Annotated in this window: 10 protein-coding genes; 2 read left to right on the forward strand and 8 right to left on the reverse strand. The window is 60.0% G+C overall.

Going from position 1 to position 12335, the window contains the following annotated elements; translation table 11 throughout:
* Positions 1-136 precede the first annotated feature (136 nt).
* The 4 genes from ACQZ5G_RS23910 to ACQZ5G_RS23925 are packed head-to-tail and all read right to left on the reverse strand — an operon-like array spanning position 137 to position 4084.
* Positions 137-1240: an ABC transporter ATP-binding protein gene (locus ACQZ5G_RS23910; protein WP_448737844.1), complete on the reverse strand. Its 1104-nt coding sequence runs from the start codon at positions 1238-1240 to the stop codon at positions 137-139.
* Between the two features lie 9 nt (positions 1241-1249).
* Positions 1250-2326 carry an ABC transporter substrate-binding protein gene (locus tag ACQZ5G_RS23915; RefSeq protein WP_448737845.1) on the reverse strand — a complete coding sequence of 359 codons (1077 nt, stop codon included), beginning with the start codon at positions 2324-2326 and terminating at the stop codon, positions 1250-1252.
* A 25-nt stretch (positions 2327-2351) separates the two neighbouring features.
* On the reverse strand, positions 2352-3155 hold the full coding sequence (locus ACQZ5G_RS23920; RefSeq protein ID WP_003519698.1) for an ABC transporter permease: 804 nt from the start codon (positions 3153-3155) through the stop codon (positions 2352-2354).
* Complete coding sequence (locus ACQZ5G_RS23925; protein WP_448737846.1) at positions 3152-4084, reverse strand: ABC transporter permease; 933 nt, start codon at positions 4082-4084, stop codon at positions 3152-3154. Before ACQZ5G_RS23925 ends, ACQZ5G_RS23920 begins: the two co-directional genes overlap by 4 nt.
* 430 nt (positions 4085-4514) lie before the next feature.
* On the opposite strand from ACQZ5G_RS23925, the gene ACQZ5G_RS23930 reads away from it, so the two are divergent.
* Both ACQZ5G_RS23930 and ACQZ5G_RS23935 read left to right on the forward strand, forming a co-directional pair.
* On the forward strand, positions 4515-5717 hold the full coding sequence (locus ACQZ5G_RS23930) for a pyridoxal phosphate-dependent aminotransferase (protein WP_448737847.1): 1203 nt from the start codon (positions 4515-4517) through the stop codon (positions 5715-5717).
* 10 nt (positions 5718-5727) lie between these two features.
* Positions 5728-6420: an SDR family NAD(P)-dependent oxidoreductase gene (locus tag ACQZ5G_RS23935; protein WP_080838645.1), complete on the forward strand. Its 693-nt coding sequence runs from the start codon at positions 5728-5730 to the stop codon at positions 6418-6420.
* A gap of 63 nt (positions 6421-6483) precedes the next feature.
* Here the strand turns inward: ACQZ5G_RS23935 and ACQZ5G_RS23940 are convergent, their stop codons facing one another.
* The 4 genes from ACQZ5G_RS23940 to ACQZ5G_RS23955 all read right to left on the reverse strand — a co-directional run bounded on the left by ACQZ5G_RS23940 (position 6484) and on the right by ACQZ5G_RS23955 (position 12335).
* Positions 6484-7389: a LysR substrate-binding domain-containing protein gene (locus ACQZ5G_RS23940; protein WP_059757973.1), complete on the reverse strand. Its 906-nt coding sequence runs from the start codon at positions 7387-7389 to the stop codon at positions 6484-6486.
* 125 nt (positions 7390-7514) lie between these two features.
* The gene (locus ACQZ5G_RS23945; RefSeq protein WP_448737848.1) at positions 7515-9719 is read right to left on the reverse strand and encodes a methyl-accepting chemotaxis protein; all 2205 of its coding nucleotides are present in this window, start codon (positions 9717-9719) and stop codon (positions 7515-7517) included.
* A gap of 281 nt (positions 9720-10000) precedes the next feature.
* On the reverse strand, positions 10001-11500 hold the full coding sequence (locus ACQZ5G_RS23950; RefSeq protein WP_448737849.1) for an FGGY-family carbohydrate kinase: 1500 nt from the start codon (positions 11498-11500) through the stop codon (positions 10001-10003).
* A complete protein-coding gene (locus tag ACQZ5G_RS23955; RefSeq protein WP_433822377.1) occupies positions 11493-12335 on the reverse strand; it encodes a class I fructose-bisphosphate aldolase in 843 nt (280 codons plus the stop codon). The genes ACQZ5G_RS23950 and ACQZ5G_RS23955 overlap by 8 nt, the downstream gene beginning before the upstream one ends.

Genomic DNA, 12335 nt, shown 5'->3' on the forward strand with positions numbered 1-12335 from the left:
TATCCTGAAGCACAAAAATTAAGGCACCGCATTCCATGTCAGGAGCGCGGTGCAGTAATTTTGTCGGCTATGGAATACGGCCCGGATTTCGATCCGTCGCCAGCCGGGTCGCGTGAGAGGCCCGGCCGCAGAAGCATCAATTCAGCTGGATCACGTGATTGCTGTCGCTCGTCCAGCTCAGTCTCACCCGGTCGCCAGCGGCGCTGACGGCATTGGTAAAGCCTTCCGTCTGGGTCTGCCGGTAGGCGATCATCGGCTCGCCATTGTCCAGACGCAGGTAATAATGCAGCATGAAGCCGCGATAGACGACCTGCTCCACCCGCGCCGTGGTGGAATTGCTGGCGTTTTCACCTGCGTCCACCGCAAGCGGCGAGACCGAGATCGCTTCGGGGCGAACGGTCACGACGACCTTGTCGCCCTGAACCGCCCCCATATCCTCGACATCGAGCCGCACGCCCGAACCGGTGACCAGCCCTGCGGAACGACCATTGCGCTCCGCCACGCTCGCCTCGAAGAAGTTCGAGGCGCCGATGAAACCCGCGACGAAGCGTGTCAGCGGCTTCTGATAGATTTCGCCGGCCGGGGCGATCTGCTCGAGATTGCCATCCCGCATCACGGCGATCTGGTCCGCCATGGTCAGTGCCTCGTCCTGATCGTGGGTCACCATGATGGTGGTGAGGCCAAGCCGCTGCTGCAGGCTACGGATCTCGACCTGCATGCTTTCTCTCAGGCCCTTGTCGAGTGCGCCGAGCGGCTCGTCGAGAAGCAGCATCGACGGTTCGATCACCAGAGCGCGCGCCAGCGCCACACGCTGCTGCTGACCGCCGGAAAGCTGCACCGGCAGTCGGTCGCCGAAGGCGTGCAGCTGAACGAGATCGAGCGCCTGTTTCACGCGCCCTTCACGGTCGGCCTTCGAGATGCCCCGCATCTCGAGACCGAAGGCGACATTTTCGGCAACGGTCATGTGGGGAAACAGGGCGTAGTTCTGGAAAAGCATGCCGACATTGCGGCGGTGAACCGGGGTACGCGTGGTCGGCTTGCCGCCGACCACGATTTCACCCGAGGTGGGATCGACAAGCCCTGCAATCATGCGCAGGCAGGTCGTTTTCCCGCAGCCGCTCGGGCCGAGAAGCGCCAGGATTTCCCCTGCCTTGACGGTAAGCGAAACATCATCGACGGCAACGACCTGACCGCTGTAATGCTTGGTCAGTCTCTCCAGGCGGACTTCTACGGATTTCATCAGCGTTCCTCAGCCGTTAAAGGTCTGGTTGTATTTTTCGAGCCATTGGGCGCGGCGCGGAATGATGTATTTCCAGTCCGGCGTGAAGAGGTTGAGCGATTCCATCTTCGCTTCCGGATAGGCAAGGAACTTCGCCGTATCTGCGCCGAACTCGATGCCCTTGACGGAGGGCGCGCTCAGCGTCGCTTCCGAAAGCATCTTCTGCACACCGGGATCGAGGATGCGGTTGATATAGGCAAGCGCGAGATCGCGGTGCGGTCCGCCCTTTACCAGCGCGATGGAATTGATGCCGGTGAATGCGCCTTCCTTCGGGAAGGTCATGTCCAGCGGCACGCCCTTCTTGGTGTGCGGATAAACCGCCTTGGAATATTCGATACCGCCGAAATCCGCCTGGCCCTGCGCCACCATCATCGTCTGCGCTTCCGCGTCATAGATCGAGAGCACGTTCGGCTTCAGCTCGGCGAGTTTCGCCCAGCCGGCATCGGTATCATATTGCGCGTCCTTCAGCGGCTTGCCGGTCGCAAGGGCGGCCGCCACCATCAGCATCAGAACGCTCTGGGTGTTCTTCGGTGTGTTGAGAAGCATGCGGCGGGCATATTTCTTGTCGAACATCTGTTCGTAGCTTTCGAACGGCTTGCCCGTCGTCGGATTATAGAACAGGCCGGCAATCGAAATCGCAAAACCGACGCCGAAATTGTCTTCGAAAAGATAGCGCGAATAGACGTTCTTGAGGTTGGGGATTTCGTCCACCGGCAATTGCTCGATCAGGCCTTCCTCCTTGGCCTGCGGCACGCCGACATCGTCCATCGACATCACGCTATATTGCGGATTTTCGCGGGTGGCGCGCAGCGTGGCGATATTGGCGAGCGTCGCGCCTTCGGTCGTCAGCACCCGGCACTTATATTCCTTTTCGAAAGCCGGGATCACTTCCTTCTTGATCAGTCCGCCCTGCGCCGAATTATAGACGCCGACATACATGGTGCGGTCCTGTGCGGAAGCCGCGGTGTAGAAATAGGGTGTGGCGAGCGCGCCTGCGGTGACTGTCAGGAAACTGCGCCGTTTCATGATGATGGTCTTGTCTGTCATTTCCGGTACCCCTCTTGTTGTTGATTTACATAGCCATTGCCCGGCGCAGACCCACCAGCCTGTCGAGGACGAGCACGACGGTCACCGCCAGAAGAATGATGATGGTGGACATGGTCGCGACCGAAGGATCAAAGACCGTGCCGATCTGGCGATAGAGCACGATGGGCACCGGCAGGTTCGCGGAATCCGCCAGCCACATCGAAACGGGATAATTGTCGAAAGAAACCATGAAGCAGAAGATCGAGCCGGAGGCGACGCCGGGCGCGATCTGCGGAAAGATCACCCGCGTGAAGGTTTTCCAGCGCGTGGCGCCAAGCGTGCGCGCCGCCTCCTCGAGGCTGACATTGACGAGCTGAAGGCTGGTCAGCACCGTGCGGATCACATAGGGCGACGTTACGACGGTGTGGGCGATCAGAAGTTTCAGCTTGGTATCCATCCAGCCATAGCCGGAGAAAAGCTGCAGCAATGCCAGGCCGGTCACCAGCACGGGAAAGATCAGCGGCGAAAGCAGCAGCCCCTTCATCAACGAGCGGCCGATGAACTTTCCACGGGAGAGTGCGAAGGCTGCCGGAACGCCGAGCGCCAGTGAAAGGATGGTGGTCGCCACCGCCAGTGCTGCACTGAAGGTGAGGCCAGCGGTGAATTCCTCGTTCTGCATGACCGCCGCATACCAGCGGAAGGTGAAACCCTGCGGCGGGAAGGTGACGAAATAACTGTCGGAAAACGAGATGGCGACGACGAGGACGATCGGGGCCAGGATGAAGACCATCATGGCGGCGGTGATCGCGTAAAGGACGATGGCGGAAGTGCCGGTCAGCTTGTTGTTCATGACGCGCTTGCCTTGATACGACGCCCGCCGAGCAGCCGCATCGAGACGGCGTTGATCAGAATGACGATGAAGACGAGGATGGTGGCGATGGTGGCGCCGAACGGCCAGTCATAGACCGCGAGAACCTGCTGTTCGACCATGTTGCCGAGCATCTGCGAGCCGGGACCGCCGATCAAAGCGGGAATGACATAGGATGCCGAGGCCAGAGAGAAGACCAGCGTGAAACCCGCGACCAGACCGGGAAGGCTGAGCGGGAAGGTGATCCGCAGGAACACTTTCCATGCCGGCGCGCCCAAAGTTCTGGCGGCCTGTTGCAAATTCGGATCGATCTTTCCGAGAGCCGAGGATAGCGGCAGCACCATCATCGGGAAGAAAATGTGCAGGGAGCCGATAACCACGGCGGCATCCGAAAACAGCAGCGTCATGGGACTGTCTATGATGCCCAGATTCATCAGCACGTAATTCAGAAGGCCGGTCGGACCGTTGCCAAGAATGAGCTGCCACCCATAGGCGCGCACCACGACACTGACGGCCAGCGGCGCGATCACGATCAACGTGATGATACGGGTCGTGACGATATTGCCGCGCACGAGAACGGTCGCAACCGGATAGGCCAGTATCGCCGCAAGAACCGAGGTGATCAGGCTGATGCGGATCGTCGCCCAAAGCACCTTCTGGTAAAGATCGACCTCGAAAAACCTGACATAATGAGCAAGCGTGAAGGGGGAGCCGATCAGCCCCTGCGAATTCTGGGTCATGACGCTGAAGCTCATCAGCCGAACCGCCGGCCAGAAGAAAAAGATCAGCAGGAAGATCAGCAGCGGCAGGATGAGGATGCCGGGCGAAAACAGCCGACGCTCAAGGGCTTTCCAGCCGGAAACTCCACGGCGTGGCGGGGCATGTGGTTCCATGATCGCAATATCCGACATCTATACTCCCGTCGCGTTGAATACGGCACGAGGCATCGCTTTGAGCCGAACGAGATCGTCCAGGCCCTATGACTAGAATTTGCTGGGTGTGCTCCCTGTCGAGGCATCCGGTCTTTTGCCGGCGCCTGTCGCATATTTCTGCATTTTCGCGCCGGTTACCTCTCTGGGTAATATTGCCCGACGCGTCGTTCCCTTGTTGTTGAGCCAAGCTTAGGGGCTAAGCCGACGGGCTGCATAATATTTTATTCCTCTGAGGTCATCGCATACGCATATGGACTGCCCACCCCATTTTGGCGGCGATGCATCAAAATCCCGTATGACCTCACATCGAAGTCGTATTGGGGAAACGGCGGAAAATTCCCGTAACCTCCTTGTCATGCACTGGCGTCGCGACGATGCCTGCCTTCACCGTTACAATCGGAAATAATCCATGCCCACCATCGCCCAACGCCTTAACAACGTCACCGTGTCAGCTTCGCTCGCCATGACCCAGAAAGCCCGCGATCTTGCCGCTCAGGGAATCAAGGTCATCAGCCTGTCATCCGGCGAGCCGGATTTCCCGACGCCTGCCCACGCGGTCGAGGCAGCGCATGCGGCTGCCCTTGCCGGCGACACGAAATATCCGCCAGCCGACGGAACCCCGGCGCTGCGGGCCGCGATCCAGCGGAAGTTCAAGCGCGACAATAATCTCGACTACGATCCAAGCCAGATTCTGGTGGCGGGCGGCGGCAAGCAGATCATCTTCAACGCCATCATGGCCACCTGCGATCCGGGCGATGAGGTCGTCATTCCCGCGCCGTCGTGGATCAGCTATGCCGATATCGTGAAGTTCGCCGGCGGCGTGCCCGTGCCGGTGGTTTGCCCGGAGAATAACGGTTTCCGCCTGCGCGCCGAAGATCTCGAAGCCGCCATTACCCCGAAGACCAAGTGGCTGCTTTTCAACTTCCCCAATAACCCTACGGGCGCCGCCTGCTCCCGCGCGGAGATGAAGGAAATCGCCGAGGTCATGCTGCGGCATCCGCATGTCTGGATCATGACCGACGACATGTATGAGCACCTGATCTATGACGACTTCGAATTCTGCACCATCGCCGAAGTCGAGCCGCGCCTCTATGACCGGGTACTGACCGTCAACGGCGCATCGAAAGCCTATGCCATGACCGGCTGGCGGCTCGGTTTCTGCGGCGGCCCGAAAGATCTCATCAAGGCCATCAGCAACGTCAATACCCAGAACAGCGGCGGTGTCGCCACCATCGTTCAGGCGGCTGCCGTTGCGGTTCTCGACGGCCCGCAGGATCTGCTGAAGGAGCGCGCCGATATCTACAAGACGCGTCGCGACTTCGTACTAGGCAAGCTGGCCGAGATCGACGGCCTTCGCTGCCACAAGCCCGAAGGCGCCTTCTATATCTTCCCGAACATTGCCGCGCTGATCGGCAAGACGACGAAGGGCGGCACGAAGATCGAGAACGATACCGATTTCGTCATGGCGCTTCTCGCCGAACATCATGTTGCGACAGTGCAGGGCGGGGCCTATGGCCTCAGCCCTTTCTTCCGGCTTTCCTATGCCACCAGCATGGAGAACCTTGCCGAAGGCTGCGCCCGCATCGCCGAATTCTGCAATGGAATGAAATAGGGAGAACAGCATGTTGGGAGGAAGTGGCCGTGTCATCATGGTTTCCGGCGCATCGCGGGGCCTTGGCCTTGCGATCGCCAAAAGGCTTCACGAAGCCGGTTTCACCGTCGCGGCGGGAGCGAGAAATCCGGCCGCCATTGCGGTAAAGGACCGGCTTTCGGCCGATCGCTACGATGCGGAAGAGGCTGGCTCGGCGGAGGCCTGGGTTGACGCCGTTGCCGCCAGATATGGCCGGATCGACGGGCTGGTGAATTGCGCCGGCATCAACCCCAAAGTCCGGGTCATGGATGCGGGTGAAGAAAGCCTCGACCAGATGTGGCGTATCAACGTCAAGGGTCCGCTGAGGGTAACCCGCGCCGCCATTCCCCATCTCGTAAAAACCGGACAGGGCAGGGTCATCAATGTCGCTTCGCTGGCGGGACGCCGCGTGGGGTCGAATGTGGGTTATGCGATGACGAAATTCGCCGTCGTCGCCCTTACCCACGGCATCCGGCAGGAATTGTGGGACAGCGGCGTGCGCGCCACCGCGCTTTGCCCCGGCTACATCGCAACCGATATGACCGTCGGCGAAACGGAAGTCAGCCGCGAGGACATGACCCAGCCGGACGATCTTGCCGAAATGGTGGAAACCCTGCTTCGCCTGCCGAACAACCTTTCGGTGGCCGAATTGCTGGTGAACTGCCGCAAGGAAGCAATGCTTTGATCTTTTCCACGCGCGGCACCGGGAAAGGGTGCTGCGCGTGGCTTTAAAACCGGCCTGACCCTTTTATTTCAGGGTCTCCGCCAGTTGCAGCAATATCTCCTTCACGGCAAGCGCCGGCTCGGAGAGCGGTGTATTGTCCGATACGCAGAAGGACAGCGTTTCCTCGATCATCGGGCTGGCGATCTGCCTGACGACGATGTCCTCATTGGATTCCGCCACGATACGGTCGGCAATGGCCTTGGGCGTTATGGTCGCGCCAAGCCCGGCATCCACGCCGCGCGCGATGGTCCTTACCGATTCCAGCTCCGCCATCACGATCAGATCCTTTCGGCTGCGGGTGAAGGCGAGATTGATGGCGCGGCGCACGAAATTATAGGTCGGCGGCAGAAGGAAGGGTAAAAACGCCAGGTCAGCGACCGTGATCGGCGCATCGCCCGGTTCCACGCCGAAGCTGCGATGGACGACCAGCACGAATTCCTCACGCAACAGCGGCGTGAACTTGACACCCCGGATCGGCCCGACGCCGTGGATCAAACCCATTTCCAGACGGCCGTTCATGATCATCTGGCTATAGGGCTGGCTGACGCTTTCCGTGATGTGCAGCAGAATGCCGGGATGAAGCCGCTTGGTTTCCTCCATCAGACGCAGCGAGAGCGTGGCGGCGCTGCTGAAGGGCGCAAGGCCCACGGATACCTTGCCGGAAAGCACAGCGCCCGCTTCCAGAGCCTCCGCCTGCGCCTGCTCCATCTGCCGCAAAATGACCTGAGCATGCCTGTAGACGACCTTGCCGGCATCGGTCATGACCACGCCCTGCTGGCTTCGGGTCAGCAGTTTCTGGCGGAAATGCTCCTCGATGCTTGCCAGTTGCTGGCTGAGCGCCGGCTGGGCAATATGCAGCACATCGGCCGCTCTTGTTATGCTACCCATGTCGACAATCGTGATAAACGATTTCAGGCGCCTGATATCCATCTGCTGTTGATCATCCCATTACTTGCTTACAGGAAATAAGATGCTCAATTTGCAGACAAAGTCCATCTTCCATTTCCCCGCCGTGCCCATCGACGCCGATGGACACGGCCGCTCAGGGCGCCCCGTCAAGCCGCCTTTAGAGAACTCCGATGGACACCTGTTCCCTGACCGAGTTCGAACTGACCGAGCAGCCGGTTCAGCGCATCGACCTCCGTTGCCAGCGTGTGGCTTGCGGCGGTCATCTCCTCGACCATCGCGGCATTTTTCTGCGTGTCCTGATCCATCTGGTTGACGGCGACGTTGATCTGCTGGAGGCCGGATGACTGTTCCTGCGCGGATTCCACGATCGCGGCGACGTGCTGGTTGATCTCCTGCACTTCGGCAACGATGACATCGAGCGCCTTGCCGGTATCGCCGACAAGATGCACGCCGTCTTCGACCTGCTGGTTCGACTTGGTGATCAGCGACTTGATTTCCTTCGCCGCGGCGGCGGAGCGTTGGGCAAGCTCCCGCACTTCCTGCGCCACCACGGCAAAACCCTTGCCCGCCTCACCGGCACGCGCCGCTTCCACCCCGGCATTCAGCGCCAGCAAATTCGTCTGGAAGGCGATCTCATCGATCACGCCGATGATGCTGGAAATCTCGTTTGACGATTTCTCTATCCGCTCCATCGCCATCACGGCCTGACGCACGACCTCACCCGACCGTTCCGCGCCGATGCGCGTGCGGGAAACCAGCCGGCCCGCCTCATGCGCACGGTTCGCGGCGTCTTTTACCGTTGTCGTAATCTCTTCAAGGGCCGCGGCGGTTTCTTCAACGGCCGCCGCCTGCTGCTCCGTTCGCCGCGCCAGATCATCGGACGCCGCCTTGATTTCATTGGCGCCGGCGTCGATGCCGGAGGCGTTTTCCGATACCCGCAGAAGCGCGTCCTGCAATTTCCCGGCCGAGCCGTTGAAATCGCCACGCACCGCGTCGAGCTGCTCGACAAAGGGATTGTCGATACGGCAGGACAGGTCGCCGTCAGCGAGCTTCGCCAGCGCGTAAGCCAGGCTGTCGACGGCAAAGCGGATGCTGCCCGCCTCATCGGTGGCCCTGCGTTCCCGCGCCGCACGCTCTTCTTCGCCAAGCGTGCGGTTGGTCTCGGCCTCCTGTTCCAGCGAGGCCTTCTGCCGATTGTTTTCGCGCAGAACATCGAGAGAGCGGGCAAGATCGCCGATTTCGTCCCTTGTCTCGATATCCTTCAGTGTCAGATGGAGATTTCCCTCTGCAATCTTGGCGGTCTCATCGATGATGTTTGCGATGCGCCCGATGAATCGCCGCGCGATGAACCATCCCGCCAGCGCCAGCAGCGCGGTGGCCGTCACGATGGTCAAAGCGGCGTCACGCATCATGGCATGTAGCTGCGCAAACACCGTTTCTTCCGGCACCGAGATGATTGCGTACCATTTCATGTCCTGGGTAAGCATGACGGGCAAGGCGATGGCGAAGGACGCCGTTCCATCCTGAGCGGTGATCTCGCGCTCCGCACCGGGATTTGCAATCAGCTGGTCCCAGCCAGCGGTCTGCGCACCGCCATCCGCGAGGCTTTTTCCCATGATCGCCGCATCCGGATGACTGATGATCTTGCCGCCGCCGCTGACGAGACTGACGAAACCCGTTCCCATGGGCCGCACCGTCGAAAGCGCCTTGCTTGTTTCATCGAGCGACAGGTCGAGGCCGGCGACCCCCTGAGGTTTGCCATCGACCATAACCGGCTTGGCAATCGAGGTAATCAGTACTTCCTTGCCGTCGATTGCATAGGAATAGGGCTCGACGACGACCGTTTTCTTCAGGGTGAAGGGCAATTGATAATAATCGCCCGGACCTGCGGTGGCATAGTCGGTCAAAGCGGTATTGCTTATTTTGCCGCCGCTGCGCACCCAATAGGGTATGTACCGGCCTGTCGCGTCATGCCCTTCCCTGTTGGCGAAATCCGCATCCTTGCCGTCAAACGCGTTTGGCTCCCACCCGGTCCAGAGACCGAGCACATCGGGGTTGTTTGCCAGCATGTGGTGAATGATCTGATCGGCCTTACCACGGTCGGCATCGCCTGATTGCTTCATCGATTCCAGAACCGAAGCGAGGCTGTTGACGATATGGATCGTGCCGCCGATATTCTTTTCGGTCGCCAGGGCTTCGCTATGGGCGATCTGCCGCATACGCTCGAGATTGTTGGCCCTGGTATCCTCAATTGACCGATAAAACAGCACGGCCGAGGCCGCGATCGTCGCAAAGACGCCGCATGCGGCGACCGCAAAAATATTCCGACCAGTTGTCGATTTAAAAAGCATGTCCCATCCCCCAAAACTATGCTGCGACGGTGGCGAAAGTTACGGGTGCGCAACTGTTGGCGACCGGGCTGGAGGGTGAGCTTAAGAAGTTATGTTTAATAATTTACTTTCAATTCTATTTTTCAAGCGCCATAAACAAACATCAATACTTTATAAAGTTGCAATATTAAAGTATATACAAACTATTGCGCGATATCCTCACCCCCTGCACAGATACTTTCTCTCTGCGCAGGGGCTCTGATTGATGCGGGCGCGTGATTGCGCTCTGCCGAAGCCGGAAACTATTGCGGTAACCGCAAAGCGCTCCAGAAGCCACGCAACTGTGCGGTCAATTCTGCATAGAGACCATAGCGCCGCCCATAGTGCGAGACTTGCGCAACATTCGGCCGGTAAGCATTCGCAACCCGTGTCATCGCCGCAACCGCCTCTTCATAATCAGGATAAAGCCCGATCGCCACGGCCGCGCCAATGGCCGCGCCGAGCGCGCCCGTCTCGCGGGCCTCCGCGACGCGCAGTGGAATTTCCAGAACATCCGCCATGATCTGCGGCCAATGCTGGCTGCGGGAACCGCCGCCGGACATCACGGCGCTTTCCACCGGCAGTCCCGCTTCGCGCAGGACGCCGATATGGCGGCGATGCTCGAAACACACCCCTTCGAACAGGGCGCGCAACATATGGCCTTCGCCGTGCCATCCCGCGAGGCCGTAAAAGCCGCCACGAAATTCCGCACCCAGCCGCGAGCCGAAAATGAACGGATGGAAGAACGGATCGTCGGCGCGCGGTGTGACGGAGCCGACCAATTCGTTGCAGCGCTCGAAGGCGTGATCGCCATGGTCGCCGCGAACACGGTGCACGTACCATTCGAGGTTGGCGGCGGAGGTGGCGCTGGATTCGATATTGACATAGCGGTCACGGCCGAAGGTGGTGACCATGAAGACATCGGGGCTGATGACCGGCCTGTCCGCGAAAACCTGGTTGATGCTCCAGGTGCCGGCGATGATGGAAGCTTCCCCGGCATTGATGACCCCTGACCCCATGGCGCTGGAGACCACATCGAAGAAACCGCCGATGACGGGCGTGCCTTCGGACAGTCCCGTCATAGCCGCAGCCTCGCCCGTCACCTGGCCGACGATGTCAGCCGATTCCACGCAACGGGGGAAGAACGCGAACGCGTCCTCAAGATCGTAAAGTGACAGAAGCTCCCGGTCGAGCCGCGCTTCCGGCAAGGCAAGCAGCCCCGCGCCGCTGAGATCGGAAATATCATTGGCAAGGCACCCCGTCAGGCGGAAATTGACGAAATCCTTGCAGAACAGGACCGTGCCGGTCCGGGCATAGAGATCGGGTGCATGTCGCTTCACCCAAGCGAGAAGGCTGGGTGTTTGCGCAGGCCATGGCCGCTGCAGGCAACGGGCCTGCAATAACGCACCGCTTTTCCGGTCAAACTCGGCCGCCACATCGGCAGCACGGCTGTCGAGCGACTGGATGCCGATCAGAGGCTGTCGGTCCTTGTCCAGAAGGTAAAGACCATTGCCGTGGCCGGCGCAGCCCACGGCCAGGATGCTGCGGGGATCGACGGACGATTTCACCAGAAGCTGGCGGATCGCCTCGCAGCCGTTCCGCCATAATTCCTCGAGATCGCGCTCGACATAGCCGGGCTGCGGAAATGTCGACTGTCCGTCGATGGCGTGTTGCGCAACCTGCCGGCCTTCCGTGTCGAACAGCACGGCCTTGATGACCGTGTTGCCGACATCGAGACCCAATATGTGATTTTTGTCAGCCACGATTATAGATATCCCATGCTTCCTCGCCACCCGCACCCTGATGGATGATAGCCATCAACGCCGCAACGACGGCCTTGGGATTGTCGTGCTGGTAGATATTGCGCCCGTAGACCATCCCGTTCGCACCTTCGGCCACCAGAGCCGCCGATTTTGTAAGCACGTTACGCAAGTCCTCACGCCCCCCGCCCCGCACCAGCACCGGGCACCGCGCGGCTTCGATCACCTTGTGAAAATCGCGCGGATCGCTGGTCGGATCGGCCTTGATGATATCGGCTCCCATTTCCGAGGCAAGACGCACCAGCGTGACGATCTTTTCGGCGTCGCCATCCACCTGATAACCGCCTCTAACATCATTGGGCAGCATCACCAGCGGTTCGATCATCAGCGGCATACCGAAACGATGGCAATCTGCCCGCACGCGGCTGATGTTTTCGACGCATTGACGAAACAGCTCCGGCTCGTCCGGCAGCATGAACAGGTTCACGACGACGCAGGCGGCGTCCATTTCCAGCGCACCGATGATCGGATCGTGATGGTTCTGGAGCTGCGACCACATGGTTCTGTGGCGCGTGGAATTGTAAGGGTTACCCATGTCGATACGCATGACGAGGGCCGGCTTGTCGCGCTCCGGCCTCTGCTGCAGCAAATCCGCCTGCCCATAGGCCATCTGGATGGCATCGGGACCGGCCTCGACCAGCCTGTTCACGGTCTGCGCCATATCCTCCAGCCCGACGAGGAAGCTCGGCTCGTTGCAAACCCCGTGATCGATGGCCACATCCAGGCAACCGCCATTGCGGAACAGCCGGTTCATGCGCGCCTTTTTCGAAATCCGCAT

Source organism: Agrobacterium sp. 22-214-1, assembly GCF_053522465.1.

Excerpts from the sequence above, each read along its gene's own strand:
- ACQZ5G_RS23955 (WP_433822377.1), bottom strand. The coding sequence starts at position 12,335 with ATGCGGATTTCGAAAAAGGCGCGCATGAACCGGCTGTTCCGCAATGGC.
- ACQZ5G_RS23935 (WP_080838645.1), top strand. The coding sequence starts at position 5,728 with ATGTTGGGAGGAAGTGGCCGTGTCATCATGGTTTCCGGCGCATCGCGG.
- ACQZ5G_RS23910 (WP_448737844.1), bottom strand. The coding sequence starts at position 1,240 with ATGAAATCCGTAGAAGTCCGCCTGGAGAGACTGACCAAGCATTACAGC.
- ACQZ5G_RS23915 (WP_448737845.1), bottom strand. The coding sequence starts at position 2,326 with ATGACAGACAAGACCATCATCATGAAACGGCGCAGTTTCCTGACAGTC.
- ACQZ5G_RS23930 (WP_448737847.1), top strand. The coding sequence starts at position 4,515 with ATGCCCACCATCGCCCAACGCCTTAACAACGTCACCGTGTCAGCTTCG.
- ACQZ5G_RS23945 (WP_448737848.1), bottom strand. The coding sequence starts at position 9,719 with ATGCTTTTTAAATCGACAACTGGTCGGAATATTTTTGCGGTCGCCGCA.
- ACQZ5G_RS23940 (WP_059757973.1), bottom strand. The coding sequence starts at position 7,389 with ATGGATATCAGGCGCCTGAAATCGTTTATCACGATTGTCGACATGGGT.
- ACQZ5G_RS23920 (WP_003519698.1), bottom strand. The coding sequence starts at position 3,155 with ATGAACAACAAGCTGACCGGCACTTCCGCCATCGTCCTTTACGCGATC.
- ACQZ5G_RS23925 (WP_448737846.1), bottom strand. The coding sequence starts at position 4,084 with ATGTCGGATATTGCGATCATGGAACCACATGCCCCGCCACGCCGTGGA.